The following is a 26,541-nucleotide window of genomic DNA, read 5'->3' on the forward strand; positions in this document are numbered from 1 at the left end:
CATAGGTATCTACACATTTATCGTGATACCTGTTATTACTTTGCAGAATGATTTCAACCTATCTGTTGGCGGGATTGACTCTCGCCTTACCCGCCGATATCAGACGCTGGTTAAACAGCATATGACGCCCGCGGCTCTTCTTGCTTCTGCGGTTAAAGACCTCGCAAGTGCTCAAAAATCAACTTTCGCAACTACCCAAGCTGTCTGGCGTTTTCTGAATAATAAGCGAATTAGCTTCAGTCAACTCAATGAGCCAATTATTTCGCTAGCACTTGAGCAAATTTCGCTTAGCCCGCATCCATACGCTCTCGTTGTTCATGATTGGTCACGTTTACAATTTCTTTACCATCATGCCAAATACGGACGCTTAAAAATGACGCACGGTGGCGATGTTGGATATGAACTTCAAAGCAGCTTGCTGGTTGATGCTGGCACGGGTTTGCCAATAGCGCCTCTATCTCAGACACTTACCGATGCAACCGGTTGTCATTCAACGTTGGCGGAAGGACTGTCCGAACGGCAGACACATATGGACGCCTTGACGACCGATATTGCCCGTGTGGAATCGCTTAATATAGGTAAAAAGCTGATTCATATAATTGATAGAGAGGGTGACTCTATTGGACATATGCGGACGTTGAGTACTCAAGGAATATGCTGGCTTATCCGAGGAAAAGAAGGACATGGTGCAGAGTGGCAAGGTAATTCATTGAAAATTGGTGAGATTGCTGCTCTTCTGCCATACAACGGATGCGGACAGGTAGACTGGAAAGGGAAAAAAGCTGATATGGAAATCAGTGAAACCTCGATAGTCATAACCCGAGCTGCGCAGCAGAAGCGTAAAGATAAAGAAACCGGCCGCCGCATAAAAATCCAACCTGGAGAGCCTCTGACGGTCAGATTGGTTGTTGTTCGGCTTACGGATGATCTCGGTAATGTGGTGGGACGCTGGACGCTGCTTACAAACGTTTGCAGCGAGATCACCTGCGAGGAAGTAGCTCGTTGGTATTACTGGCGCTGGAATATTGAATCATTTTTTAAGTTGCTGAAAGGTGCCGGACATGACGTAGAAACATGGCTTCAGCGCAGCGCGCCAGCCGTACTACGCAGGTTGTTAATAGCCAGTATGGCTGCTGTTCTGGTATGGCGGCTGCAACGCGCTGAAGGAGAAGAAAATGCGGCAGCCCGCCAGCTGATATGTCGCTTGTCAGGACGACAGCAAAAGCGAGGCCGCAGAGAGAGCGCTCCTGCTCTGCTCGCTGGCCTATCCATCTTGTTGAATACACTAAAATTATTATCGGAATATAGTCTGGAAGAACTTACTCATTTAGCGAGAGTTGCTCTTAAGCCTCCTCCCTGATGTGTAGATACCTATGCCTTAAGTGCCAGCGCATGTCGCGGGCGCGGCTGGCCAGCGGCAAGTAATCGGCTTCGGCGGAACCTGTTCCCTTACTTATAACCTTCGCCGCCCCGCGCGGGTGCGGCGGTCGGACAAAAAAGGAGAAATCATGACAACGCAACCCACGGTCACATTCCATGATGGACACACCATGCCGCAATTGGGTTTGGGGGTCTGGAAAGCCACTAACCAGGAAGTCGTCACTGCGGTTGAGGCGGCGCTGGATGCCGGTTATCGCTCTATTGATACCGCGGCGATGTATAAAAACGAAGAAGGCGTCGGCCAGGCGCTGCAGGACGCAACGATCCCACGGGAAGAACTGTTTATTACCACTAAACTGTGGAACGGCGATCAAACCAAAGTGCCCAAGGCTATTGAGCAAAGTCTGACCAAGCTGCGGCTGGATTATGTCGATCTTTATCTGATGCATTGGCCGGTGCCCAGCCAGGATAACTATGTGCAAGCCTGGCGCGAGATGGTGAAGCTGAAGGAGGAAGGGCTGGCAAAAAGCATTGGGGTGTGCAATTTTGAGCCGCACCATCTTCAGCGCCTGCTGGATGAAACCGGCGTGGTGCCGGTGATAAATCAGATCGAGCTGCATCCGCTGTTACAACAACAGGCATTGCGGACCTTTGATGCCCGCCACCAGATTTTGACCGAATCCTGGAGTCCTCTGGCGCAGGGCGGCAAAGGGGTATTTGATCAGGCAATCATCCGCGAACTGGCGGCAAAATACGGCAAAACACCGGCGCAAATTGTCATTCGCTGGCATATCGATAGCGGATTAGTCGTGATCCCGAAATCGGTAACGCCGGCGCGGATCCGCGCCAATTTTGCGGTGTTTGACTTCAGTCTGGCGCAAGATGACCTGGACGCCATCGCCAAGCTGGACTGCGGCAAACGGCTGGGTTCGCATCCGGATACCATGGCGGCAGTCTGATGGGAGAGACAGCTGACGGCACAGCCTGAACGCGGCCGTTACCCCATGGACGGGGGCCGTACCACAAATTGCCCCGCAGCGCCGCGATCGGCCATCTCCAACGTCTGGCTATAATAGAGATAGGGAAAGTGATCCGGCGCCATTTGTGGGAACCAGACCAGCAATTCTACTTCGTTATCAACCCACACCGTGTCTTTCCAGCCCTGATCTTCCGGCAACGGCATACTGCCATTGACGCGTTTAATCAAAAAAGCCACGCCCTGAATATGAAACGCCTGCGGAGTGTTAGTGTGAACTATCCAACGCTCAAAACTGCCCTGTAAGCTTTGAAAGTCGTTACGGCTCATATTCCATAACGCACCATTGATATCAGGCGTAGAGCCGCCGAGTGAAAACTCGCGGGTGCGGCTGATACCGCCGTCAATGAGCTGGTCGGACAGCAACCGCATCGGCAGGTTATCGGTAACCAGGGGTAGCAGCCCCGTCGGTTTCAGCGTCAGCACCGTGGTATTGACCAGTATCGACGAGGGTTCAAAAAAGCCGCGCACCCTGTCCATCAGGCCGGCCGCTTCACCGGCGGTGATGGCCACCTCTTCCCCTTTGGACATATCGATAAGAATTTCACGCCGCTCGCCCGGTGCCAGCGACAGCCGGATAACCGGCACCGGCGCCGGCAGAAAGCCCTGGTCGCCGGCAACGACTTGCATGGCGCGGCCGTCGCTCAGTTGCAGCTGATAGCGCCGGGCGTTTGAGGCATTGAGCAACCGCAGACGCACCCAACCCCGCGACACCTCCACAAACGGATTCTGCGCGCCGTTCACCAGCAGCGTATCGCCGAGGAAACCGCCGCTCGCGGGAGGGTTATAGACCGGCTGACCAAAGTTATCCAGCCGTTTGTCCTGGATAATGAGCGGGAAGTCATCGACGCCATAATGATTCGGCAGCGGCAGCACCTTACTGCCCGCATCTTCCACCAGCCAGAGTCCCGCCAGACCATTGTAGACGTGCGGTGCCATCCGGTTTGGCGTATTGGCATGGTACCAGCAGGTGCCGGCCGGTTGCCGGATGGGCAGCACCGGCGACCAATCGGCACCCGGCGACATCATCCGCGCCGCGCCGCGCCGCCCATGAGCGTGCCGGGCACTTGCAGACCGCTAATGGTCATCGCCACGGGTTCCGTCAGGCGATTGTTATAGATAAGCTTGACGTCATCGCCATTGAACACCCGCACCGTCGGGCCGAGGTAGCCGCCGTTAATGCCCCAGGTGGCGGCGCGCCGACCGGCGGCAAATGTCCAATGCGAGCGCTGCAGCGTCAAAAATAACGGCTGCCCGCGGCGCGACTCCAGCAAGGGTGGGATCGGCAGCGCAACGGGCGTTTCGGCGGCTTGCGCCTGCAGCGGCAACGCGCTGGCCGCAAGGGTAACCCCCGTTGCCTGAATAAACCGACGCCGACTGAGTGACATATCTGCTCCATTAGACACGGCAAAACTTTTCTCGTAATGTCCGGCCTGGGACAGGCCGGGAAATCGTCAATCGTACACCGGCATAGCGGCGTCGGGAGCCTTCAGCGCCCGGCGGATTCCCGCCGCGCCACTTCCGCATTCAGTTCGTCCAGCTTGTTTTTCATAATATCCCGACAGTGTCTGGTCAACGCGCGCACCTGCTCCCGGCTGTAGCCGGCCGTTGCCACCGGCGGCAAAATTTCAATGATGACCAAACCGTTAGACCAGCGATTGAGTTTGATTTTGTTCGAGGTATTGGAAACGCAAATCGGCACAATGGGAACGTCGGCGGCAATGGCGGTATAAAACGCCCCGGTTTTAAACGGCAGCAAACCGCGACCGCGGCTGCGGGTGCCTTCTGGAAACATCCAGATGGAAATATTACGTTTTTTAATGCTCTGCACAATCTCGGTAAGCGTGCTGTGGGCGCGAGCGCTGTTATCGCGATCGATAAGCAGATTGCCGGTCAACCAATAAAGCGGCCCGAACAGCGGGATCCACAGCAGGCTTTTTTTCCCTACCGTAACGGTGCGGGGCTGCACCACATACGCGGCGGTAACCATATCGTAATTGTTCTGATGATTGGCGATATAAATGCAATTTTGCGGCAGCGTCACGCCTACGGGATGACGAACTTCCACCCGGATGCCAAACAAAGGCGACATACGGCCGAACCAGCGGCCAAAGGTGGCGACATGACGAGGGTTTCGCGGGCTGAACAAGCAATAAATCAAGCCAAAAACGCAGATGATTATCGACAACAGCACCACCAGAATGGTGCGAACAATAGCGAGCATAGTTACCTCTTAACCTTCAGCCGTCGCTAGTATACCGGCTTCCTGACAAAATACACGGTTATTCCCCCCGGTGGCCGGGCGGCGGTGGCAAACAGCGAAGAGCATCACCTATCAGCATGAAGAAACCGGCCGGACATTGCCCGGCCGGCGCGCAAATTACGCCGTTTCCTCGTCGCCGTTGTCGGCCAGCGGATCGGTGACTTCCACCCGGTCGATATGCTGCAATCCGCGCGGCAACAGCGTCCCCTTACGTCCGCGTTCGGCGCTGAATTTCTGCAGATCTTCTGGCCGCAGGGTCAGCTTGCGTTTGCCGACGTGGAAGGTGACCGAAGCCTTGGTAGACAGGAGGTACAGGCCGGCGAGGCGATCTTTGCCCGCCGCCGCGTCCGCGGCGGGAATGGAGATGATTTTATTGCCTTTCCCTTTCGACAGCTGCGGCAGATCGTCAACCGGGAACATTAACAGGCGACCGGCTTCGGTTAACGCCAGAAGCTTATCGGCGGCGCCTTTTAACCATAACGGCGGCATGACTTTGGCGTTTTCCGGCAACGTCAATAACGCCTTACCGGCGCGATTGCGCGCCACCAGATCGCTGAAGCTGCAGACAAATCCGTAGCCGGCATCGGAGGCCATCAGCAGTTTCCGATCATCGGCGCCGGTGAGCATCTGTTCGATTGACGCGCCCGGCGGTAACGTTAGCTTACCGGTCAGCGGCTCGCCCTGGCCGCGCGCCGAAGGCAGGCCGGCGGGCTCAAGCGCGTAGCTGCGGCCGGTAGAATCGATGAAGACCACCGGCTGATTGCTCTTGCCGCGCACCGACGACAGGTAATTGTCGCCGGAGCGGTAACCGAGCCCGCTCGGATCGATATCGTGGCCCTTGGCGCTGCGCACCCAGCCCATGGTCGATAGGATAACCGTCACCGGTTCGGACGGTATAAGCTCATTTTCGCTCAGCGCTTTCGCTTCGCCACGCTCCACCAGTGGCGAGCGGCGCGCGTCGCCGTAAGCGGCGGCATCCGCCTCGATTTCTTTTTTCAGCAAGTTGCTCAGCTTGCGTTCCGAGGCGAGAATGGCCTGCAGCTTGTCGCGTTCTTTCGCCAGCTCATCCTGTTCGCCACGCAGCTTCATTTCTTCCAGTTTGGCCAAATGACGGAGTTTTAACTCGAGGATGGCGTCGGCCTGCGTTTCGCTGAGCTCGAAGCGCTGCATCAAAACCTGTTTCGGCTCGTCCTCGGTGCGGATGATGTGGATAACCTCATCCAGGTTAAGGTAGGCCACCAGAAGGCCGTTCAGGATATGCAGCCGGCGCAGGACTTTTTCCAACCGGAAGTTCAGCCGGCGGCGAACGGTGTCGCGGCGATAAACCAGCCATTCCGACAAGATTTCGTGCAGGTTTTTCACCGCCGGCCGGCCGTCCAGCCCGATCATGTTCATATTGACGCGGTAGCTGCGTTCCAAATCGGTGGTGGCGAACAGATGGTTCATCACCTGCGTCAGGTCAACCCGATTGGAGCGCGGGACGATGACCAGACGGGTCGGGTTTTCATGGTCCGATTCGTCGCGCAGATCCTCCACCATCGGCAGTTTCTTCGCGCGCATCTGGCTGGCTATCTGTTCGAGCACCTTGGCACCGGACACCTGATGCGGCAACGCGCTGATGACCGCTTCGCCGTCCTCGACGGTCCATAGCGCGCGCATGCGCACGGAGCCACGCCCGGTCTGGTAAATTTTGCGCAGATCATCCTTGGGGGTAATGATTTCCGCCTCGGTGGGAAAATCCGGCCCCTTTACATGTTCCAGCAATTGCTCCAGCGTGGCGGCAGGGTTGCCCAGCAGCGCAATCGCGGCGGTCGCCACTTCGTTAACGTTATGCGGTGGGATATCGGTCGCCATCCCGACCGCGATGCCGGTGGTGCCGTTTAGCAACACGTTCGGCAACCGCGCCGGCAGCATTTTCGGCTCATCCAGCGTGCCGTCGAAGTTCGGCACATAATCAACCGTGCCCTGTCCCAGTTCGCCCAGCAATACCTCGGCGTAGCGGGACAAGCGCGATTCGGTATAGCGCATGGCGGCGAAGGATTTGGGATCGTCCGGCGCCCCCCAGTTGCCCTGACCGTCCACCAAGGGATAACGGTAGGAGAAAGGTTGCGCCATTAGCACCATGGCCTCATAGCAGGCGCTGTCGCCGTGGGGGTGGTATTTACCCAAGACGTCGCCGACGGTGCGCGCCGATTTTTTGTATTTCGCGCTGGCGTTCAGCCCCAATTCCGACATCGCGTAGACGATGCGCCGTTGCACCGGTTTGAGCCCGTCGCCGATAAATGGCAGCGCGCGATCCATGATGACGTACATGGAATAGTTGAGGTACGCGTTTTCGGTAAATTTATGCAGCGCCAGGCGTTCGGCGCCGTCATGAGTCAGCTCGCTCATTGATGATTGTTTCCTCTGACCGCGGTAGGGTCACGTGAGCAGTCACTTCCCTAGGCCGCGGGTATGGGGTTAGTGAGCATGATACTACCCTATCGCCCCTCCGCTGTCACAGCACTCGCGTGGGCGCTAATCGGTCAGCGTGGCTAAGCCGTGGCCGCATTCAGTATAATAAGGGGTCAAATCACGGATGCGATAAAATATCACGAGCATCCGGCCCGCGTCTTTGGTTAACTATTGGCGCCCCCGAACGAAAGTGAAACAGAGGAAGCGATGATCACGGTAATTGCAGAAATCAAAGTCAAACCAGGACGAAGAGAAGCGGTTTTAGCCGCTATCGAAGCGCTCAGGCCCAACGTGCTGGCCGAAGACGGATGTGGCGAATATACCTTGCTCACCGACTATAAAGCGCAAGTACCGTGGCGTAAAACCGCTCCCGACTCCATTTTTATGCTGGAACAATGGAAGAGTATTCGACATTTGGAGCAGCATCAGCAAACGGCGCATATGGATGCCCACCGCGCCAATATTCGCGATGATGTGATGGATGTGACTTTTCATATTTTGGAGAAACGCACCGGCTGACTCCGGCAGGGGTAACCGATAGAGGGTAAGCCACGGCTTACCTTCTTTTGCCCCGCATCACGCGCGGCGCAGCGGCGAGAGGCTGGCGCTAACGGGAGCGCCGTTAGCGCGGGGCGGCATCAGAAGATCAATTTAAACACACCGGTCAACGTCAGCAGGCCGACGATAAAAATAATGGCAATTATCCACAGAAATATTTTCATTCCCTGTTCCTTCTCGTTAAGTGATGCTCGTTTTGACTATAAGTCGATGATATCGTTATTTGAGTATAGAAGAGGAATCAGGATTTACCGTATCAGCAGGAAGAAATTTCTCCCTCGCGCAACGGCCAGCGCGGAACAGAAAGCCGATTGGCCCGTACCCATGCGGGCCGGGCGTATGGGGTAAAACCGGCGCCCGTCCACGGCAGGTGGCGGCCGCTCAGGCATGTTGACGTATACGGGCATCCAACGCGGCGGCGTCAGTGATGTGCGGCGCAGCGAGGATAAGCATTTTACCCAACGCCAACGCCTGACGCTGGCAGGCGTGACGCATATCATCATCCTGTATGCCGTCAAGATCGCTCACATGCGCCAAGCCTACCGTGCGTCGGATAAGCTCGGTGCCGCAATACCCTATGGCGTCTTGGAACACCTCGCGCAAAAACAGCTGGACATACCCCGGCTCGGCCAGCGTGATGTCGCGGCTCTTTTCCGCTGCCAGAGCGTGGAACCCCTCACTGAACGCCTGCCAGACCACCTGCACATCCTGCAGGCGCTGCTCGCGCCCCGCCGCAGCTTCGCGCAGCGCTAACAGCCCCGGCAAACCGCAATAATTGAGCAGCAGATTGCCGATGGCAGTGCCGATATCAAAGCCCACGGGGCCATAATAGCCAAATTCGGCATCGATCACTTTTAGTCGCTCGCGGGCAACAAAGAGGGATCCGCTATGAATATCCCCATGCAATAACGCTTCCGCCTTCGTCAAAAAACGGTGTTTCAGCGCCGCCACCCGCAGCTTCAATTCCCGATCGTCACGCAACGCCGCAGCGTCCTGCGCCAGTTCCGGCTCATAGGCATTGCGCTCATGCACACGATAAGGATCGGTAAAAAACAGATCTTCCGTTATCCGGCACATTTCAGGATTGGCGAAACGGGCGACTTCGTTTTTTTTCTCCTCGGGCGGCTGGTAAAAATCGGAGGTATGAAACAACGTCTGCGCCAGATATTCGCCCAGTTGGCGGGCGGCGTCAGGGTACCAGGCGCCCTTGACCAGCTCGCTGCGCCAAATATGGTGGTCGGAAAGATCTTCCAGCACCATCGTCGCCAGTTGCGGGTCATGATGCACGACCCGCACCGTGTAGGCCGGACAATAGCGGCCATGAATCAACAGGGTTTCCGCCTCGATACGCGCGCGATCGAGCGTTAGCGGCCAGGATTCACCCACGCAGCGGACATACGGCAGCGCCTGTTTAACGATGACCCGGCTGACGCCGTCGGCATCAAGAATTTTAAACACCAGATTGAGATTGCCGTCACCTATTTCCTGTGCGGCGCAAAGCGTCTCGGGGTTGCTGAGGCCGGCGAAACGGCGGGCATAAGCTACCGCGTCGGCGGCGGTAAGGGTACGGTAGATTGTCATATCGACTTCCCTGATGCGCTGCAAAAAGGCCGTAAAGGCGTAAAACCGTGTAGACGTCTATACATCTTAATGGCATGTTGGCAGAATAGTAAATCAGATGCAATAACCGGACAGGGACAACAGCATGCTCACGTTTAGCACTACCAGCCTGCGGGTCAGGGAGAATCAACTATGGATTTTGGATCAGCAGGCGCTGCCGCAGCAGCAGCGCTGGCATCCGGCGGAGAATGTGGCGCAGTTGGTGGACCATATCCGCACGCTACGCGTGCGGGGGGCACCGCTTATCGGTCTGGCCGCCAGCCTGCTGATGGCACTGCTAGCGGAGGGCGGACAGAGCCGGACACAGCTTGAGCGCGATTTGGCGATACTGCGCACGGCGCGCCCGACCGCGGTAAACCTGATGAATAATCTGGCGCGCATGGCGCAGGCGTTGACGCAGCCGGATTTCGTTAGCGCCATGGGGCAGGAAGCGCTGCGGCTGGTCGCGGAGGATCGGGCGCTGTGCGACGCCATTGCCCGGCACGGCGCCGCGCTGGTCACACCGCACAGCCGCCTGTTGACCCACTGCAATACCGGCGGGCTGGCGACGGCCGGCACCGGCACCGCGCTGGGCGTGATCGCGCTTGCCCACCGTCAGGGCAACATCGCCCAGGTATGGGTAGATGAAACCCGGCCGCTGCTGCAGGGCGGCCGTCTTACCGCCTGGGAGCTGGGCGAACTGGGCGTGCCCTACCGGCTGATATGCGATGCGATGGCGGCCGACCTGATGGCGCGCGGCCAGGTGGATGCCGTCTGGGTCGGCGCCGACAGAATCGCCGCCAACGGCGATGTCGCCAATAAGATTGGCACCTACAGTCTGGCCGTGCTGGCCCGCTGGCACGGGGTGCCGTTTTATGTGGCGGCGCCCCACACCACCTGCGACGCCCGCTGCCCCAGCGGCGAGGCAATCCCCATTGAGCAACGCGACGCCGCCGAGGTGACCGGCGTGGCCGGCAGCTTCGGCCAGTGTCGGTGGGCGTCGGCCGGAGCGGAGGTCTATAATCCGGCCTTTGACGTCACGCCGGCGGCGCTGATTGACGGCTGGGTGCTAGATACCGGCATCGTGACGCCGCAGCAGGTAGCAGAAGGGCTGTTCAGTCGGCCGTTAGGCTAAGGCGGCGCCGCGCCGGGGAAACAATTAACCCCAGGCGGACGGTCACCGCACCGGTAAGGTGACCATCGCGTCGGTAACACCCTCACCGCACCGGTAAGATGACCATCGCGTCGGTAACACCGTCACCGCACCGGTAAGGTGATCACTCAGTCGGTAAGACTATCATTAAAACGGTAAGGCGGTTGCCGCGGCCATGGGTTGGCCGGTACCGCCAGCCTAACGAGCCAGGCGTGGATACGCATCAGCAATGGCATCGCCGGTGAAGCGGGCGATCCAGCCCTCCGGGTTGTCAAACACCCGGATAGCGGTAAAACGTGGCGCCTCGCCCATATCAAACCAGTGCGGCGTCCCTGCGGGTACCGAGATCAAATCATTCTTTTCGCACAGTATCTGATAGATTTTGCCCTGTATATGCAGGCAAAACAGACCGGCTCCCTCGACGAAAAACCGCACTTCATCTTCGCCGTGAGTATGCTCCGCCAAAAATTTCGCGCGCAGAGCTTCGCGCTGTGGATTATCCGGGCGCATGCTGATGACATCCCAACTTTGATAGCCTTTTTCCGCCACCAGGCGATCGATAGCCTGCTGATAGGCAGCGATCACCGTCTCGGCGTCGGGGTTCGCTCCCAGTTCGCTGTCGGCCTGCCAGCGCTCGAAACGCACGCCGATTGCGTTCAGCTCCCGCTGGATAGCGTCACCCTCGTGGCTTTGCCAACGCGGCGCCGTGGCATCGGTGTCGGAATAAATGGTCAGTGCGCTCATTAAACAAACTCCTGCAGGTTTATCTGATCAAAACGACGCACCTGCGGGTGGCTGCCGCCGGCGGTATTCTCGTCGCGAATAAGCTGGCAGGTAAGCCATCCGGCAGCACGGGCTGCATCAAGCTCCTGATAAACATCGGATAAAAATAAAATAGCCTCCGGCGGCAGCGCCAGTTCGGCGGCTATAGTTTGATAGGCGCCGCAGTGACGTTTCGCGCCGACGCGGGTATCAAAGTAGTGGCTGAATAGCCCACGCAGATCGCCCTTGACGCTATGGCCGAACAGCAACTGCTGCGCTTCGACCGATCCCGACGAATAAACGCCAAGCACCCGCCCCTGGCGGTGCCAGGCCGTGAGCTGTGGCATTACATCATCGTAAACATGGCCAAGGAAGTCCCCGCGCCGATAGCCTTCGCGCCAGATAATGCCCTGCAGGGTTTTTAGCGCTGGTGATTTACGATCCTCAGCCATAAACCCGTATAGCGCCGTCAACAGATGTGCGTTATCGGCGTCTTGCTGGCCGATCTCCGCGCGCAGCCCCTGTAACGCCTGTGCGACCTCGGTATCACCAGCCTGGGTTTGCACTACCTCCGCCAACCGTTCACGGGCATAGGGGAACAGCACCTCATGCACAAAGCGGATATCGCTGGTGGTGCCCTCAATATCGGTAATCACCGCCTGGATCATCGGGCCTCCAGCAGACGGCGGCGCCACTCGCACTCAAACAAGAATTCGAGACCTTCCAGATGGCGCCGGGCCTCGCTTACGTCCCGCCCCCAGCAGGTCAGGCCGTGGCCGCGCGTCAAAAAACCATAGCGCAGGGGGGTTAGCGCATCGTGCCGGGCAATGCGCTGCACCAGCGCGGGAATATCCTGGGAATTATCAAAAACGGCAATCGCCACTTCCTCACGATGATCGGTTTGTCCCGTCAGCGATTTCTGCATCTCGTAACCGGACAACCGCAGAGCGCTTCCCTGCTCCGCCCGCGACAGCACCGTTGCGCTGACCGAATGAGTATGGAGCACACAGCCGACCTCGGGAAAACGCCGGTAGAGGAAGGTATGTAAGCCGGTTTCAGCCGAAGGCCGCCGGCCGGGCTGCGCCGCGCCGGTATGGATATCCACGGTGAGAAAATCGTCGGCGTCGAGATGGCCTTTATCCAGGCCGGACTCGGTGATATAGCAGCTGCGCGCGTCTCGTCGCTGCGACATGTTGCCGCCGGTGGCCGGGCTCCAGCCCCTCGCCCCTATCCAACGGCAGGCCCCGACCAGTTCAGCCAATTGCCTATTTTCCGCCATAAGCGTCCTTGTATGATCCGCCGAAGGGGGTGCCATTCGGGAATCTAGCCATCTGTATGTCTTGATAGCCAAATACTAACACCGACGCCCGACGCCAGCAACCTCGCGTCGGCGCCCGCCGTGGTAGGGGGAGGTTAGGCCTATAGTGCCAGTTAAAAGCCTTAAACGGCTACATCCGGCGCTGTCAGGGGAGGATTGGGGAGGTTAGAAACCGCTTGGTGGCGTCTTGTAAATTCACGCCTGGGGGGACATCGCCAATGCGTAACGCTGGCGATGAACGGCTCGACAGCATCACGCCAGAGAGCGGCTCAACAGCATAACGCTAAAGAGCAACGCGTAAGCATCACACCAAAGAGCGGCTCGTAAGCATCACGCCAAGCGCGGCTCGTAAGCATCACGCCATAAAGCGGCTCATCAGCATCACGCCAGAGCGCAGCTCAACAGCATCACGCCAAAGAGCGGCTCATCAGCATAACGCCATAAAGCGGAAACCCGCGACGCCTGATGGGCACGTCGGTCGTGCCGGTCGCTCAGACCTCGATTTCCGCTTCGTCGCCCTTTTCCTGCAGCCAGTTGCGGCGGTCTTCCGAGCGTTTTTTCGCCAGTAGCATATCCATCATCGCCAGCGTCTGCTGCACATCGTCCGCCCCGACCGTTAACTGCACCAGCCGACGGGTATTGGGATCGAGCGTCGTTTCGCGCAGCTGCAGCGGGTTCATTTCACCCAGCCCTTTAAAACGCTGCACGTTGGGCTTGCCCTTTTTGCGCTTTAACTGCTCCAGCACGCCGGTCTTTTCTTCCTCATCAAGGGCGTAATAAACCTCTTTGCCCAAATCGATACGGTAGAGCGGCGGCATCGCCACATAGACATGCCCCTCTTCCACCAGTTTGCGGAAGTGTTGCATAAACAAAGCGCATAACAGCGTGGCGATATGCAGACCATCGGAATCGGCATCCGCCAAGATGCAGATTTTACCGTAACGCAATTGGCTTAAGTCGTTGCTATCGGGATCGATACCCAGCGCCACCGAGATATCGTGCACTTCCTGGGAGGCCAGCACTTCATCGGAAGACACCTCCCAGGTATTGAGGATTTTCCCCTTCAGCGGCATGATCGCCTGATATTCGCGATCGCGCGCCTGCTTGGCGGATCCGCCCGCCGAATCCCCTTCCACCAGAAACAGTTCCGTACGCGCCAGATCCTGGGCGGTACAGTCGGCCAACTTGCCCGGCAGCGCCGGCCCGCTGGTCAGCTTTTTACGCACCACCTTTTTCGCCGCGCGCAGGCGACGCTGGGCGCTGGCGATCGCCAGCTCCGCCAGTTGTTCCGCCACCTGTATATTCTGGTTTAGCCACAGAATAAAGGCATCTTTCACCACGCCGGAAACGAAGGCGGCGCTTTGCCGCGACGACAGGCGCTCTTTGGTCTGGCCGGCGAACTGGGGATCCTGCATTTTCACCGAGAGCACATAGGCGCAGCGCTCCCAAATATCGTCCGCCGACAGCTTGACGCCGCGCGGCAGAATATTACGGTACTCGCAAAACTCACGCATCGCGTCGAGCAAACCCTGACGCAGCCCGTTGACGTGGGTACCGCCCTGGGGCGTGGGGATCAGGTTGACATAGCTCTCGGTCAGCAGTTCCCCCCCTTCCGGTAGCCATAATAGTGCCCAGTCCACCGTTTCGGTATCACCGCTCACCGCGCCGACAAAGGGTGTCTCGGGCAACGTGATAAGCCCGTTGATCGCTTCATTCAGGTAATCGGTCAGACCCGCCTGATAGCACCAGCGCTGCTCGGTATTGTTGACCCGATCTTGAAACACGATTTCCACGCCAGGGCACAGTACCGCCTTCGCTTTCAGCAAATGGGTCAGGCGTGACACCGAGAAGCGGGGGCTGTCGAAAAAGCGCTCGTCCGGCCAAAAATGCACGCTGGTACCGGTATTGCGCTTGGGACAGGTACCGACCACGCTCAAGTCTTCGACTTTATCGCCGTTTTCAAACGCGATGCGGTAGACATTGCCGTTGCGGCGCACCGACACCTCGACCCGGGTCGACAGGGCGTTGACCACCGAAATACCTACACCGTGCAGACCGCCGGAAAATTGATAGTTTTTATTGGAGAACTTACCGCCGGCGTGCAGCCGGCACAAGATTAATTCCACCGCCGGCACGCCCTCTTCAGGGTGAATATCCACCGGCATACCGCGACCGTCGTCGGTGACTTCCAGCGACTGATCGGGGTGCAAAATCACATCAATGCGCCGGGCGTGGCCGGCAAGCGCCTCGTCGACGCTGTTATCGATGACTTCCTGTCCAAGATGATTGGGCCGCGAGGTATCGGTGTACATCCCCGGGCGGCGGCGGACCGGTTCCAGTCCGCTCAGTACTTCTATCGCGTCGGCGTTATAGCTTGATTGAGTCATGGCTTAAATCATATTTCGTGACAAATTGTTGGAGAGCCTACCGCAAAGGCCGGCCTTCGGGAAGCAGATATTCTGTGCGGCGACGTTTGTGGCCTCACCCGGTGGTAAGCCCCAAAAAATGCACGATAGAGGAGAAATAATGGTCAAATCCCACGAATGCATGGTTACCGCCGGACTCGACGGTCTGGCGACAGTGGGTGTAGTAGGCCACCGCCTGGCGATAATCGAGGATCTCATCGCCGCTTTGCGCCAGCAGCCAGATAAGATCCGGCGACTCCAGCACGTCGACCTGCATCACTTTCAAATCATAAATGTGCCGTGGCGCCAGAACATATTTCTCGCCGGTGAAGGGGTTCAGGTTCTCCCCCAGATAGCCTGTGAGCAGTTCAAACGGCCGCACCGCCGGATTGACCACCACCGCCGGCAACAGAAAGGATTGTGACAGCCAGGTAGCGAAATAACCGCCGAGCGACGAGCCCACCAGCCCCAGCGCTTCCCCGGCCCGCTCCATCACCAGCGTCTCCATCATTTCCGCCGCCTCGGCGGGATAGACCGGCAACTGCGGCACCAGCAGTTCAATCTCGGGATGATGGCGCGCCAGCCAGGCGCCGAGAGCGGTGGCCTTGGCGGACAAGGGGGAACTGTTGAAACCGTGGAGATACAGCAGCGTCGCCATCAGTAGCCTTCGTAATCGGTGTCGGGCTGGTGTTCGGTTCCGTCCAGCCGGCGCACTTCGGTCTGGAGCAGGCCGCCCGGCAGCAAGTCGAGATAGCGCCAGCCGGGGCCGAGGGTATCGATGGTAAAATTGGTGCAGTGCGGCTTGAACTGCACGCAGGTAGATGGTGACGCCAGCACGCGCCGGCCCAGCCAATCCACATCCAGTTCCTGATGAATATGGCCGCACAGCAGGGTGTTTACCCGCGGATGGGGCTGCAACACTTCCGCCAGCATATGGGCGTTACGCAGGCTATGCTGGTCAAGCCAGATACAGCCGGAGGGGAAAGGATGATGATGCAACAACAGCAGCGTATGGCGCTCAGGCTGGCCGGCCAACGCCTGCGCCAGCCACTCCAGCTGATAGTCACTCAGTTCGCCGTGGGGGACGCCGTAAACCTGGCTGTCCAGCAGCAACAATTGCCACTCGTCGCCGATCAACACCTGTTTGGCGCGGGAAATCCCGCACTCCGCCAACACATCCACCATCGCCGGCTGAAAATCATGATTGCCCGGCAGCCAGACGCAGGGCGCGGGCAGGCGGGCTATCCCGGTGGCGAAATGCCGATAAGCCTGCGGTGAGTGATCTTGCGCCAGATCCCCCGTGGCGACCACCAAATCAAAATGCCGCTGTTCAGCCTGTACCGCCTTCAGCACCGCGCTGTAGCTGCGAAACGTATTCACCCCGAGCAACGTCTCGTCCTCACCTGCAAATAGGTGAGTGTCGGTGATTTGTAAAATCCTGATATTGGCCCCACGCGCCACAGGAAGTTTCAACAGGCTTTCCAAAGATTGTCCTTGGTTATCGAAATCTGCCTAACAAACAGGAACCGCCATGGCACCATACGCCAAACAATAGCGTAGCCAGTCCGCAAGGAGCTGGTTGATTTGATGTTTCTCATCACGTTGATGTAACTTTTTATTCGGATAATCATAACGCGCTTTGAAGCGAGAGATCTGCTGACTGGAACACACTTCCGCAACCATGGCGTCATGATAGAGCCTGACGGTCATCGAGGGCAGGCTCCAGTAGCTGGCGACCGGCGCGGTCTGGGTGATGGCCACAAGCGTTGTATAGCGTGTGGACTCCTGAATGGTCAGCCGGTAGCTGGCGCCATGCACCTGATAGGCGACGGTTTCATCCACCTGATTTATCGGCGGCAGCAACCGGCGCAATTGGGCGAAATTGGTTTCGCACAACCGCATCATTTCAGGGAAATCGGGCGTGTAGCGCTTTATCATTAATCGGCCCACTCTTTTCTCAAGGATTCATGGTGTAATGCCAGCCATTGCAGGGCAATGACAGAGGCGGCGTTATCGATCACTCCCTCCTCCACCCAGCGGTACGCTTGTTCGCGGCTCACCGCGTGGAGACGGATATCTTCATTTTCCTCGACCAGTCCATGGATACCCTGGGCTTTCAGCGCATCCACCTCCCCCACCATGACCGTCAGACGTTCACTGGTGCCGCCAGGGCTGACCAGATAACTCAGCATCCGTTTGCAGCGGCCCACCGTGAGCCCCGTTTCCTCCACCGCTTCGCGTCGGGCTACCTGCTCCAGCGTTTCCCCTGGCTCAATCATACCGGCGACCAACTCCAGCAGCCAGGGTGTTGGGCTGCTGTCATAAGCGGCGATACGGATTTGCTCCAATAATATCACCTGATCACGCCGCGCATCATAGGGTAATAGGACGACCGCATGTCCGCGCTCGAAAATTTCCCGGATCACCGTCTGGCTCATGCCGCCATTAAACAGCCGGTGGCGGAAGTGGTAAAGCTCCATTTTGAAAAAGCCGTTGTACAACGTCTCACGGGAAAGCATTTCAACATCATCACGGCCAAATGTCACCGGCGTGACAAAAGAAGAGGTCATCATAGCGCTCTTATTAGCAAATAACGCCGTCAACCGGCCCGATAAATCAGTCTGCCGGAAACTGACGGTTTATGATAGATTTTGTAAATAGCGCCGGCATGGCACGTTAAGCCACCTCTTCAGTCCGGCAGTGTCTGCTAGAATTAGCCACTATTTTTCTAATAGCGCTACCCTAGCAATTTTGCTGTTTCAAAAGGAATGCAAATGAAGAAACTGCTCCCCCTCCTTATTGGACTGAGTCTTGGTGGTTTCAGTGCAATGAGTCAGGCAGAAAATCTGCTACAGGTGTATCAGCAGGCCAGATCCTCCAACCCGGATCTTCGCCGCTCCGCCGCCGATCGCGATGCAGCCTTTGAAAAGATTAATGAAGAGCGCGCCCCGCTGCTGCCTCAATTGGGATTGGGAGCAGATTACACCTATACCCAGGGTTTTCGCGACAACCGTGATATCAATTCCAATGAGTCCAGCGCCGCGCTGCAGTTGACCCAGACCATTTTCGATATGTCCAAATGGCGTGCCCTGACTCTCCAGGAAAAAACCGCGGGTATTCAGGATGTCTCGTATCAAACGGACCAGCAATCGTTAATTCTCAATACCGCTACCGCCTATTTTAACGTATTGAACGCCATTGATACACTGTCATATACCGAGGCGCAGAAGCAGGCGCTTTATCGCCAGTTGGACCAAACTACCCAACGCTTTAATGTCGGTCTGGTCGCCATTACGGATGTGCAGAATGCGCGCTCGGATTATGACACCGTTCTGGCGTCCGAAGTTAGCGCCCGCAACGATCTGGATAATGCGCTGGAAGCGCTGCGCCAGATTACCGGCATGGAATATCCGCAGTTGGCGACGCTGAATATCCCGAGTTTCAAGACCCAGCGGCCCGATGCGATCACCAGCCTGTTGAAAGAAGCGGAAAACCGTAACCTCAGCCTGTTATCGGCGCGCCTGTCGCAGGATTTGGCGCGTGAACAGATCCGTTACTATCAGTCCGGCCATTTGCCGACGTTAGATCTTAACGCCTCGTCAACGGTGAGCAATTCCGACTACAATGGCTCGCGAAACAATTCTGTGACCAATCCCGATAAGCATATCGGCGGTAACGCCATCGGCCTGAGTCTGAACGTGCCGCTTTATAGCGGGGGTTCCGTCACCTCCCAGGTGAAGCAGGCGCAGTACAATTTTGTTAGCGCCAGCGAACAGCTGGAAAGCGCGCACCGCTCGATGGTGATGACCCTGCGTTCATCGTTTAATAACATCTCCGCTTCCATCAGCAGTATTGCCGCCTATGAACAGGCGGTGGTGTCGGCGCAAAGCTCCCTGGACGCGTCGGAAGCCGGTTATCAGGTGGGCACCCGTACTATCGTTGACGTGTTAAATGCCACCACAACGCTTTATGATCGCAAGCGGGATCTCTCCCAAGAGCGTTATCAATACCTGATCAATCAATTGAATCTGAAATCCGCTCTCGGCACGCTAAACGAAGCGGATTTGGTGACGTTAAATAATACCCTCGGTAAAACGGTGCCGACCGATCCGCAGACGGTAGCGCCGGAAAACGCGTCGCAGGACGCCCGTGCCGATGGCTCCGATACGCCGCGTAGCACCAATTCGGCGCGCGAAGGTGCTGCGCAAACGGCCGTCCAGCCCCGCGCGGCCAGCGTGACAACCGCGCCAACCACCGGCACCGGCCGCGCTAGCGGACGTAATCCTTTCCAGCATTAAGTTCTTTACCGGCGGTTAGGGCAGATATTTGTTTCCCCGGCCGCCGGCACCGATCGCGCTAGCGGACGTCATACTTTTCAGCATTAGGTTCTTTCCCGGCGGCCAGGGCAGACATTTGTTTCCGGCCGCCGGCGACGGCCGCGCTAGCGGACGTCGTCCTTTTCAGCATTAAGTTCTTTCCCGGCGGCCAGGGCAGACATTTGTTTCCGGCCGCCGGCGACGGCCGCGCTAGCGGACGTCTTCCTTTCCAGCATTATGTTCTTTCCCGGTGGCCAGGGCAGACATTTGTTTCCGGCCGCCGGCACCGATCGCTCTAGCGGACGTCGTCCTTTCCTGCATTAGGTCTTTTCCCGGCGCTAGGTGAAACCTCGGCTTCCCCCTGCCGGCGCCGGCGCCCTTCTTTGCCTATCACTGCACGCGGGGAGGATCACACTGAAGTGTATAACTACGTAAAGATGCGGGCCGCGGACCGCCCATGCTTCATTTTTCACCGTTTTTACCCTATTCTACAGTGACTTTCTCTGGGTCGAGCCTAATACTAATAAAGCAGGATAATCATGAAACGCACTCAACAGATTAATCACGCCAGCTTTCGCAAGCATTGGCGCGCTTACCGTATGGCGCCCATCGCGCTGGCCGTCGGTGCCGTTTTTGTACTGGCCGGCTGTGAAAAAAACGACGAAAACGTTTCGCTGTACATGAACAGCGACGATTGCACCCGAGCCAATCCCTCGTTGGGCGAGCAGTGCACCACCGCGTATAACACCGCACAGCAGGAAGCGGTGAAAACCGCCCCCAAATACGCCTCGCGCGCCGACTGCGTGGCGGAGTTTGGCGAAGATCAATGTACCCAGGTTCCGGCGCAGGCCGGCATGGCGGCGGAGTCGCAGCACAGCGGCAGCATGTGGATGCCGCTCATGGCGGGCTATATGATGGGCCGCATGATGGGCGGTGGCGGCTATGCCCAGCAGCCGCTGTTCAGCTCGCGCGCAGCGAACAGTCCGGCGCGCGGCCAGTTTGTCGACGCCAGCGGCCGCAACTACGGGGCAGCTACCAGTGGCCGTTCGATGACGGTGCCCAAAACCGCCCTGGCGCCGAAACCGGCGACCACGCAGACCATCCCCCGCGGCGGCTTCGGCGAGACCGTCGCCAAGCAGAACGCCATGCGCAGCAGCAGCGCCACCCCTCACCGCTCCATGGGCGGCTAACGGGACATGAAACGAGTCACTCTCGACGAACGGCCGGACTGGCGTGAGAAAGCCACCGAATACGGCTTTAATTTTCATACCCTGTACGGCGAGCCTTACTGGTGCGAAGAGGCCTATTATCAATTTACCCTGGCGCAAATCGAGACGCTGGAGGCGGCCACCGCCGAGCTGCATCAGATGTGTTTGCAGGTGGTGGAAAAGGTGGTGGCCAGCGATGCGCTGCTGACCAAATTCCGTATTCCCCGCCATACCTGGTCATTCGTGCGCCACGCCTGGCAAACGCGTCAACCGTCGCTCTATTCGCGGCTCGACCTGGTTTATGACGGCCAGCATCCGCCCCAATTGCTGGAAAATAATGCCGATACGCCGACCTCGCTGTACGAAGCGGCGTTTTTTCAGTGGATTTGGCTGGAAGATCAAATAAACGCCGGCAAGCTGCCGGCCAATGCCGATCAGTACAACAGCCTGCAGGAGAAGCTTATCGCCCGCTTCGCCGAACTGCAGTCGCAGCACGGGTTTAGTCTGCTGCATCTGGCCTGCTGCCAGGATACGGAGGAAGATCGCGGCACGGTGCAGTATCTGCAGGATTGCGCCACGGAAGCCGGGTTGCCCAACACGTTTCTGTATATTGAGGAGCTGGGGCTGGGAGAGAAAGGGCAGTTTACCGATATGCAGGATCAGGTCATCAGCAACCTGTTCAAGCTCTACCCGTGGGAATTCATGCTGCGCGAGATGTTCTCTACCAAGCTTGAGGATGCCGGCGTGCGCTGGCTAGAGCCGGCCTGGAAGTGCATTTTGTCCAACAAGGCGCTGTTGCCGATGCTCTGGCAGATGTTTCCCGACCATCCCAATTTGCTGCCGGCCTATTTCGCCGAAGACGATTACCCGCCGATGGACAATTACGTGGTGAAACCCCTGTTTTCCCGCGAGGGCGCCAATGTGCGCGTCTACGAGCAGGGACGCGAAACCGCACGCGTAGACGGCCCTTACGGCGAGGAAGGCTCGATTGTACAGGCATTTTGCCCGCTGCCCCGCTTTGGCGACAGCTATACGGTCATCGGCAGCTGGCTGGTTAACGATGAGCCCTGCGGCATCGGCCTGCGCGAAGACCGGCAGATTATTACCCAGGATCTCTCCCGCTTTTATCCCCACATCATTCTTGATTGATTCTGCCTCGGCAGCGCGGTGACGCCGCGCCGCCGTATTAGCCGACCTGCACCGACAGCATACTGATGGAACCCAGCGTGATACCGTCCACGGGCACCGAGACGGGTTCATCGCCTATCCGGCTGCCCAACACATAGAGCAACGGCAAAAAATGCTCCGGCGAGGGATTGGCCAGCGCGGCATCCTGGTGCTGTTGATAAGCGATCAAGGGATGCGGTTCCCCTTGCGCAGCGAGATTGTCGCGCACAAACTGATTGAACGACGTTGCCCACGGGTAGGGTTCGGCATTGTCCTGCCAGCGTACCGTGCGCAGGTTATGCACCACATTGCCGCTGGCCACCAGCATCACGCCTTCATCGCGCAGCGCGGCCAGTTTTTTCCCGAGGGCAAAATGGTAGGCGGCATCCCGCGTCGCATCGAGGCTAAGTTGCACCACGGGGATATCCGCCTCGGGATACATTTTGATTAACACGCCCCAGCTGCCGTGATCCAATCCCCATTCGTCGATGTCGGCCTGCACCGGTACCGGCGCCAGCAGGGACTGCACCCGCTGCGCCAGCGCCGGCGAACCGGGAGCGGGGTAACGCGTATCGAACAGCGCCTGGGGAAAACCACCGAAATCGTGCACGGTGCGCGGTTGCGCCATGGCGGTCACGGCGGTGCCCTGCCGGTACCAATGGGCCGAGATGGCCAATATCGCCTCCGGCCGCGGCAGCGTCTGGCCCAGTTGCCGCCAGCTACGGGTATAGTGGTTGTCTTCCAGTACGTTCATCGGACTGCCGTGGCCGAGGAAAAGGGCGGGCATGCGTGGGCTACTCATCGTCTATCCTTATTCATTGTGCGTCGCTTGCGGCGGCTAATGGCATCACATTAACCCTTTTCGCTTTGCAATGAACCGATATAACCATGATGAAGATAATCAGGAAAATTGAATAACCGAGGCCAATAGATGAAAACAGCACTGCTCTTTGGCGCCAGCGGATTAGTGGGCGGTCACCTGCTGTCCACCTTGCTGCACCATTCCGCTTACCGGCAGGTGATTGCGGTGGTACGGCGCGAGCTGCCGCTGCGCCATCCGCAGTTGAAACAGCTTATCGGCGATAGCGCCACGCTACCCGCATTGGCGGACACACTGGCGGCGGAGGATCTGTTTATCGCCCTCGGCACCACGCGCAAAAACAGCCCGGACCCGCGGGACTACTACCGTATCGATCACGACTATCCGCTGCTGGCGGCGCGGCTGGCGCTTGAGCATGGCGCGCGCTCAATCTCGCTAGTGTCATCGATGGGGGCCAGCGTCAGCGCTTACGCATCCTATCTGCGCATAAAAGGGGAAACCGAGCAGGATATCATTGCCCTGCACGCCACCCGGACGCACATTTTCCGACCCGGCATGATTATGGGCGATCGGCGAGAGCACCGCCCGCTGGAGAAGGGGCTAAATCTGGTCTGGCGACGGTTGAACCCAGTATTGCGGGGGCGGGCGGAAAAATACCGCGCGATCACGGCGGCGGATATCGCCGTGGCGATGGTTGCCGCCGCTCAACTCCCCACAGGCGAAGTGAATATTTACACTTGGTCGGAGATGCAGGCGTTAGTGCGGGATGCCGGCTGATACCACGCCGGATCCGCAGGACGTTAGCTTACTTCGCGCGTCAGGGCGCGACGGTAGGCCACCAGATCCTCAATGGTCAGCACCGGCATGTGGTGTTGCCGGCCAAAGGCGATTATCTCTGGCGCATGCGCCATAGAGCCATCGTCATTGGTCACTTCACACAGCACCCCCGCCGGTTTCAGGCCGGCAAGGGTGGTCAAATCCACCGCCGCTTCGGTATGGCCGCCGCGCACCAGCACGCCGCCCGGCTGCGCGCGCAGCGGGAAAACATGCCCGGGTCGGTTAAGATCGGTGGGTTTGGCATTATCTTTGATGGCGGCCCGAATCGTCGTCAGGCGATCGGCGGCGGAGACCCCGGTGCTGACCCCTTCAGCCGCTTCGATTGTGACGGTAAACGCCGTCTGATAATGGCTGCTGTTGCGTTCCACCATCATCGGCAGCGCCAGCTGCTGGCGGCGTTCTTCGGTCAGGCACAGGCAGACGATACCGCTGCCGTGACGGATGGTCAGCGCCATCTGCTCAACGGTCATGTTCTCGGCGGCGAATATCATATCGCCTTCATTTTCACGATCTTCATCGTCCAGTACCAGCACCCCGCGGCCATTGCGCAGCGCCTCCAGCGCGTTTTCCACGCGTTGGGACGGGGAACCGAATTCGGAAAGAAGCGTCTGATTCATGGTAAGTAAAACCTCATAATTGTTATGGATTACCAGAATCAGGGCAGACTTAGGAGCGGCCGCGAACGGGCCAAATAATAACGATAGCGGGCCGTAGCCCACCTGGACGTCGTTACACTCTCCCATCCGGACTATGACCGTCGGCCCCGGAATTACACCGGATCTGCTGACCTCAGACTGCAAGGCAATCTGAGCGCTCGCGGGCTTCCTGTGCAATACTTTAGCCAGGTTTACCGCCGGTGGGGAATTGCACCCCGCCCTGAGAATAAGCAGAAATACTATAGCGCCAACCCGCAGCCGAGGCAATTAGCAAACGCATAATTTCGATGAATGCTTTTGTTTCCACTCAGGGGAAACAGGCATTACACTTAACCCATTCTGACCAGTTAGGGAACCGACGATGATTGATCCAAAGAAACTTGAACAGCTTGCCCGCCAGGTGCAGGAGTCGCTGCTGAAAGGCATCCGCGATCTGGGCGACGATGTGGAGAAAAAGATCCGTCAGGTGCTGCAAAACCAGTTCAGCCGTATGGACCTGGTCAGCCGCGAGGAGTTTGACGTACAGACCCAGGTGCTGTTACGCACCCGGGAAAAATTGAGTCAATTGGAATTGCGCCTGAATGCGCTGGAAACCATGCCGAAAAGCGACCCGGGCGTCAGCCCAGCGGCACCTGCCGGTGGCGCGACGTCGGCGGCCGGGGCGCCGGTGGCGGGCAAGAAGCCTGCGGGCGTGGACGGCGTAGACGACACTACCAGCGTTTCTCCCGCGGATCGCGCCGCGCCGAAGACCGGCGCCGCGAGCGACAAACCGGCTAAAGACACCTTCAAAAAGCTCTAATCGCCGCGACCGCCGCTTGCTGAGGCCATCGGCAGACATCATCCCCCGCGCGTCATTGACCACCGCCCAGCGCGGCGCGTCACTGCCGCGCGCGGCTGACCATGCGGGGGGCGCATCACCGCCGTCGGACAACCGATCGCCGCCCGGCGCGGCGTTTCTCCGCCCGCGCACGGCTGACCATGCCGGGCGCGGCCTTTCTTTTCCCCTGGGTCTGAAGCCTAACCCCGTTCGCCGCGCTTGATGGCGTTAATGATATTGGTGGTGGAACAGCCGTCTTCAAAATTCAGCACCAGCACATCCCCACCGTTGTCCCACACCTCCTTGCTGCCGGCGATCTGGTGCGGCTGATAATCGCCGCCTTTGACCAGCACATCCGGCAGCACATCGGCGATGAGCCGCTGAGGGGTATCCTCGCTGAAGGGCACGACCCAATCCACCGCCTCCAACGCCGCCAGGACGGTCATTCGCTGCGCCAAAGGATTGACCGGGCGACTTTCCCCTTTCAGACGCTTTGTGGACTCATCGCTGTTCACCGCCACGATAAGCCGATCGCCCAACCGCCGGGCATTAGCGAGATAGCTGACGTGGCCCGCGTGCAGAATATCGAAAATACCGTTGGTCATCACCACCTTCTCGCCGCGCTGACGCGCCAGCGCCACCGCCTGCTTCAGCTCGCTTTCGGTCATGACGCCAAAGCCCGTTTCGGCGCGGCCGCGGATGGCGTTCTCAAGCTCGATGGGACTCACGGTGGAGGTGCCCAATTTCCCGACCACCACCCCCGCGGCGGCGTTGGCCAGAAAACAGGATTCCTCCAGACTGTTACCGGCGGCCAGTGCGGCGGCCAGCACACCAATGACCGTATCACCGGCACCGGTGACGTCGTAAACTTCCTGCGCCTGCGTCGGTAAATTCAGCGGATCCTTGCCCGGCTGCAATAGCGTCATCCCCTGCTCCGAACGGGTAATCAGCAGCACCGACAGTTGGTAATCGGCGATAAGTTGCATGCCGCGGCTCACCAGCGTTTCCTCATCCTTGCAGGCGCCGGCGACCGCTTCAAATTCGGACAGATTCGGGGTCAGCAGCGTTGCGCCCCGATAACGGCCAAAATCCGTGCCTTTGGGATCGACAAGCACCGGCACGCCGGCGGCGCGCGCCTGCGTAATCATCTCGCGCACGCGCGCCAGCGCGCCCTTGGCATAATCGGATAGCACCAGCGCGCCGGTTTTCGGCAGCGCCAGCTGAATACGCTCTAGTATGGGGGCGGCGTCGACATCGTCGAAGCCCTGCTCGAAATCGAGGCGGATCAACTGCTGATTACGCGATAACACCCGCAGTTTGGTAATGGTGGGATGGGTCGCGACGGCGACAAAATCGCAGGTCACGTCGACGTCACTGAGTCGCGCGCCCAGAGCGCGGGCGGCATCATCAATGCCGGTGAGACCGACCAGACGCGAATGGCAGCCCAGCGCGGCGATGTTCATCGCGACGTTAGCGGCGCCGCCGGGACGCTCCTCAATGGCGTCCACTTTTACGATAGGCACCGGCGCTTCCGGTGAGATCCGGCTGGTGGGACCGTACCAGTATCGGTCCAACATCACATCGCCCACAACCAGCACGCCCGCCCGGCGGAAATCAGGCAAGGTCACTTTCATCCACTCGCTCCAAAGAGATCCTGTTCAAGGGTCGGGATCATATCACAGGCGGGAAAAATTCGCCCCCTGCGGCGCCGGCTTCCACCCGTTGACGGTGCCTCCACCGCTGACCCGAACCCTGCCGGCGGCGGACGCCGAGGCTAATTCCGACGCACGGG

The 26,541-nt window shown here is 58.5% G+C and carries 22 protein-coding genes, 2 pseudogenes and 1 riboswitch; of the genes and pseudogenes, 9 read left to right on the forward strand and 15 right to left on the reverse strand.

Annotated elements, in window-relative coordinates:
* Nucleotides 1-1,360, forward strand: a 1,360-nt coding sequence (locus CINSTRO3249_RS00675; RefSeq protein ID WP_254304262.1) for a flagellar biosynthesis protein FlhF, incomplete at its 5' end; no start/stop codon positions are given.
* Between the two features lie 148 nt (nt 1,361-1,508).
* A complete protein-coding gene (gene dkgA / locus CINSTRO3249_RS00680) occupies nt 1,509-2,339 on the forward strand; it encodes a 2,5-didehydrogluconate reductase DkgA (RefSeq protein ID WP_074011746.1) in 831 nt (276 codons plus the stop codon).
* A gap of 38 nt (nt 2,340-2,377) precedes the next feature.
* Here the strand turns inward: dkgA and ftsP are convergent.
* The 3 genes and pseudogenes from ftsP to parC form a co-directional block, all read right to left on the reverse strand.
* A pseudogene (ftsP, locus tag CINSTRO3249_RS00685) lies at nt 2,378-3,804 on the reverse strand (cell division protein FtsP).
* A 101-nt stretch (nt 3,805-3,905) separates the two neighbouring features.
* Nucleotides 3,906-4,640, reverse strand: a complete 735-nt coding sequence (locus CINSTRO3249_RS00690; protein ID WP_074011747.1) for a 1-acylglycerol-3-phosphate O-acyltransferase — start codon at nt 4,638-4,640, stop codon at nt 3,906-3,908.
* A 156-nt stretch (nt 4,641-4,796) separates the two neighbouring features.
* Nucleotides 4,797-7,070: a DNA topoisomerase IV subunit A gene (gene parC, locus CINSTRO3249_RS00695; protein WP_074011748.1), complete on the reverse strand. Its 2,274-nt coding sequence runs from the start codon at nt 7,068-7,070 to the stop codon at nt 4,797-4,799.
* A gap of 270 nt (nt 7,071-7,340) precedes the next feature.
* Between parC and CINSTRO3249_RS00700 the strand changes: the two genes are divergently transcribed.
* A complete protein-coding gene (locus CINSTRO3249_RS00700; protein ID WP_074011749.1) occupies nt 7,341-7,652 on the forward strand; it encodes a putative quinol monooxygenase in 312 nt (103 codons plus the stop codon).
* A 420-nt stretch (nt 7,653-8,072) separates the two neighbouring features.
* On the opposite strand, the gene mtnK is transcribed toward CINSTRO3249_RS00700, so the two are convergent.
* Nucleotides 8,073-9,272 (reverse strand): S-methyl-5-thioribose kinase, encoded by a 1,200-nt coding sequence (mtnK, locus tag CINSTRO3249_RS00705; protein ID WP_074011750.1) that lies wholly within the window; start codon nt 9,270-9,272, stop codon nt 8,073-8,075.
* A 124-nt stretch (nt 9,273-9,396) separates the two neighbouring features.
* On the opposite strand from mtnK, the gene mtnA reads away from it, so the two are divergent.
* Nucleotides 9,397-10,425, forward strand: a complete 1,029-nt coding sequence (gene mtnA, locus CINSTRO3249_RS00710) for an S-methyl-5-thioribose-1-phosphate isomerase (RefSeq protein ID WP_074011751.1) — start codon at nt 9,397-9,399, stop codon at nt 10,423-10,425.
* Between the two features lie 216 nt (nt 10,426-10,641).
* On the opposite strand, the gene CINSTRO3249_RS00715 is transcribed toward mtnA, so the two are convergent.
* The 8 genes from CINSTRO3249_RS00715 to nudF form a co-directional block, all read right to left on the reverse strand.
* Nucleotides 10,642-11,187, reverse strand: coding sequence for a 1,2-dihydroxy-3-keto-5-methylthiopentene dioxygenase (locus tag CINSTRO3249_RS00715; RefSeq protein ID WP_074011752.1), 546 nt, complete (start codon nt 11,185-11,187; stop codon nt 10,642-10,644).
* Nucleotides 11,187-11,873 (reverse strand): acireductone synthase, encoded by a 687-nt coding sequence (mtnC, locus tag CINSTRO3249_RS00720; RefSeq protein WP_074011753.1) that lies wholly within the window; start codon nt 11,871-11,873, stop codon nt 11,187-11,189. Before mtnC ends, CINSTRO3249_RS00715 begins: the two co-directional genes overlap by 1 nt.
* Nucleotides 11,870-12,484 (reverse strand): methylthioribulose 1-phosphate dehydratase, encoded by a 615-nt coding sequence (locus CINSTRO3249_RS00725; RefSeq protein WP_074011754.1) that lies wholly within the window; start codon nt 12,482-12,484, stop codon nt 11,870-11,872. Before CINSTRO3249_RS00725 ends, mtnC begins: the two co-directional genes overlap by 4 nt.
* Nucleotides 12,485-13,014: 530 nt before the next feature.
* Nucleotides 13,015-14,910 (reverse strand): DNA topoisomerase IV subunit B, encoded by a 1,896-nt coding sequence (gene parE, locus CINSTRO3249_RS00730; protein ID WP_074011755.1) that lies wholly within the window; start codon nt 14,908-14,910, stop codon nt 13,015-13,017.
* A 94-nt stretch (nt 14,911-15,004) separates the two neighbouring features.
* On the reverse strand, nt 15,005-15,586 hold the full coding sequence (gene yqiA / locus CINSTRO3249_RS00735) for an esterase YqiA (protein WP_074011756.1): 582 nt from the start codon (nt 15,584-15,586) through the stop codon (nt 15,005-15,007).
* Nucleotides 15,586-16,413: a 3',5'-cyclic-AMP phosphodiesterase gene (gene cpdA, locus CINSTRO3249_RS00740; RefSeq protein ID WP_074011757.1), complete on the reverse strand. Its 828-nt coding sequence runs from the start codon at nt 16,411-16,413 to the stop codon at nt 15,586-15,588. The genes yqiA and cpdA overlap by 1 nt, the downstream gene beginning before the upstream one ends.
* A gap of 27 nt (nt 16,414-16,440) precedes the next feature.
* Nucleotides 16,441-16,863 carry a DUF1249 family protein gene (locus tag CINSTRO3249_RS00745; protein WP_174249711.1) on the reverse strand — a complete coding sequence of 141 codons (423 nt, stop codon included), beginning with the start codon at nt 16,861-16,863 and terminating at the stop codon, nt 16,441-16,443.
* A 2-nt stretch (nt 16,864-16,865) separates the two neighbouring features.
* Nucleotides 16,866-17,498 (reverse strand): ADP-ribose diphosphatase, encoded by a 633-nt coding sequence (nudF, locus tag CINSTRO3249_RS00750; RefSeq protein WP_074011777.1) that lies wholly within the window; start codon nt 17,496-17,498, stop codon nt 16,866-16,868.
* Between the two features lie 204 nt (nt 17,499-17,702).
* On the opposite strand from nudF, the gene tolC reads away from it, so the two are divergent.
* The 3 genes from tolC to CINSTRO3249_RS00765 all read left to right on the forward strand — a co-directional run bounded on the left by tolC (nt 17,703) and on the right by CINSTRO3249_RS00765 (nt 21,601).
* Nucleotides 17,703-19,226: an outer membrane channel protein TolC gene (gene tolC, locus CINSTRO3249_RS00755; RefSeq protein ID WP_074011759.1), complete on the forward strand. Its 1,524-nt coding sequence runs from the start codon at nt 17,703-17,705 to the stop codon at nt 19,224-19,226.
* Nucleotides 19,227-19,783: 557 nt separating this feature from the next.
* Nucleotides 19,784-20,434: a DUF1190 family protein gene (locus CINSTRO3249_RS00760; protein ID WP_074011760.1), complete on the forward strand. Its 651-nt coding sequence runs from the start codon at nt 19,784-19,786 to the stop codon at nt 20,432-20,434.
* 6 nt (nt 20,435-20,440) lie between these two features.
* Entirely contained in the window at nt 20,441-21,601 is a 1,161-nt protein-coding gene (locus CINSTRO3249_RS00765; protein ID WP_074011761.1) for a glutathionylspermidine synthase family protein, read from the forward strand.
* Between the two features lie 37 nt (nt 21,602-21,638).
* Here CINSTRO3249_RS00765 and ygiD read toward each other — a convergent pair whose 3' ends face one another.
* Nucleotides 21,639-22,421 (reverse strand): 4,5-DOPA-extradiol-dioxygenase, encoded by a 783-nt coding sequence (gene ygiD, locus CINSTRO3249_RS00770; protein WP_074011762.1) that lies wholly within the window; start codon nt 22,419-22,421, stop codon nt 21,639-21,641.
* 129 nt (nt 22,422-22,550) lie between these two features.
* On the opposite strand from ygiD, the gene CINSTRO3249_RS00775 reads away from it, so the two are divergent.
* Nucleotides 22,551-23,216 (forward strand): NAD(P)H-binding protein, encoded by a 666-nt coding sequence (locus CINSTRO3249_RS00775; RefSeq protein WP_074011763.1) that lies wholly within the window; start codon nt 22,551-22,553, stop codon nt 23,214-23,216.
* A 23-nt stretch (nt 23,217-23,239) separates the two neighbouring features.
* On the opposite strand, the gene ribB is transcribed toward CINSTRO3249_RS00775, so the two are convergent.
* Complete coding sequence (gene ribB / locus CINSTRO3249_RS00780) at nt 23,240-23,893, reverse strand: 3,4-dihydroxy-2-butanone-4-phosphate synthase (protein ID WP_074011778.1); 654 nt, start codon at nt 23,891-23,893, stop codon at nt 23,240-23,242.
* 110 nt (nt 23,894-24,003) lie between these two features.
* Nucleotides 24,004-24,164: riboswitch (FMN riboswitch) on the reverse strand.
* A 129-nt stretch (nt 24,165-24,293) separates the two neighbouring features.
* Between ribB and CINSTRO3249_RS00785 the strand changes: the two are divergent.
* A pseudogene (locus CINSTRO3249_RS00785) lies at nt 24,294-24,548 on the forward strand (accessory factor UbiK family protein); the annotation flags it as partial.
* Between the two features lie 401 nt (nt 24,549-24,949).
* Here the strand turns inward: CINSTRO3249_RS00785 and hldE are convergent.
* The gene (hldE, locus tag CINSTRO3249_RS00790; RefSeq protein WP_074011764.1) at nt 24,950-26,383 is read right to left on the reverse strand and encodes a bifunctional D-glycero-beta-D-manno-heptose-7-phosphate kinase/D-glycero-beta-D-manno-heptose 1-phosphate adenylyltransferase HldE; all 1,434 of its coding nucleotides are present in this window, start codon (nt 26,381-26,383) and stop codon (nt 24,950-24,952) included.
* Nucleotides 26,384-26,541 lie beyond the last annotated feature (158 nt).

Source organism: Candidatus Sodalis sp. SoCistrobi, assembly GCF_900143145.1.
In the GTDB taxonomy this organism is placed as follows: Bacteria; Pseudomonadota; Gammaproteobacteria; order Enterobacterales; family Enterobacteriaceae; genus SoCistrobi.

Excerpts from the sequence above, each read along its gene's own strand:
- CINSTRO3249_RS00715 (WP_074011752.1), bottom strand. The coding sequence starts at position 11,187 with ATGAGCGCACTGACCATTTATTCCGACACCGATGCCACGGCGCCGCGT.
- mtnA (WP_074011751.1), top strand. The coding sequence starts at position 9,397 with ATGCTCACGTTTAGCACTACCAGCCTGCGGGTCAGGGAGAATCAACTA.
- parC (WP_074011748.1), bottom strand. The coding sequence starts at position 7,070 with ATGAGCGAGCTGACTCATGACGGCGCCGAACGCCTGGCGCTGCATAAA.
- ygiD (WP_074011762.1), bottom strand. The coding sequence starts at position 22,421 with ATGAGTAGCCCACGCATGCCCGCCCTTTTCCTCGGCCACGGCAGTCCG.
- tolC (WP_074011759.1), top strand. The coding sequence starts at position 17,703 with ATGAAGAAACTGCTCCCCCTCCTTATTGGACTGAGTCTTGGTGGTTTC.
- yqiA (WP_074011756.1), bottom strand. The coding sequence starts at position 15,586 with ATGGCGACGCTGCTGTATCTCCACGGTTTCAACAGTTCCCCCTTGTCC.
- mtnC (WP_074011753.1), bottom strand. The coding sequence starts at position 11,873 with ATGATCCAGGCGGTGATTACCGATATTGAGGGCACCACCAGCGATATC.
- CINSTRO3249_RS00690 (WP_074011747.1), bottom strand. The coding sequence starts at position 4,640 with ATGCTCGCTATTGTTCGCACCATTCTGGTGGTGCTGTTGTCGATAATC.
- CINSTRO3249_RS00775 (WP_074011763.1), top strand. The coding sequence starts at position 22,551 with ATGAAAACAGCACTGCTCTTTGGCGCCAGCGGATTAGTGGGCGGTCAC.
- CINSTRO3249_RS00765 (WP_074011761.1), top strand. The coding sequence starts at position 20,441 with ATGAAACGAGTCACTCTCGACGAACGGCCGGACTGGCGTGAGAAAGCC.
- parE (WP_074011755.1), bottom strand. The coding sequence starts at position 14,910 with ATGACTCAATCAAGCTATAACGCCGACGCGATAGAAGTACTGAGCGGA.
- mtnK (WP_074011750.1), bottom strand. The coding sequence starts at position 9,272 with ATGACAATCTACCGTACCCTTACCGCCGCCGACGCGGTAGCTTATGCC.
- nudF (WP_074011777.1), bottom strand. The coding sequence starts at position 17,498 with ATGACCTCTTCTTTTGTCACGCCGGTGACATTTGGCCGTGATGATGTT.
- hldE (WP_074011764.1), bottom strand. The coding sequence starts at position 26,383 with ATGAAAGTGACCTTGCCTGATTTCCGCCGGGCGGGCGTGCTGGTTGTG.
- dkgA (WP_074011746.1), top strand. The coding sequence starts at position 1,509 with ATGACAACGCAACCCACGGTCACATTCCATGATGGACACACCATGCCG.
- CINSTRO3249_RS00725 (WP_074011754.1), bottom strand. The coding sequence starts at position 12,484 with ATGGCGGAAAATAGGCAATTGGCTGAACTGGTCGGGGCCTGCCGTTGG.
- CINSTRO3249_RS00760 (WP_074011760.1), top strand. The coding sequence starts at position 19,784 with ATGAAACGCACTCAACAGATTAATCACGCCAGCTTTCGCAAGCATTGG.
- CINSTRO3249_RS00700 (WP_074011749.1), top strand. The coding sequence starts at position 7,341 with ATGATCACGGTAATTGCAGAAATCAAAGTCAAACCAGGACGAAGAGAA.
- ribB (WP_074011778.1), bottom strand. The coding sequence starts at position 23,893 with ATGAATCAGACGCTTCTTTCCGAATTCGGTTCCCCGTCCCAACGCGTG.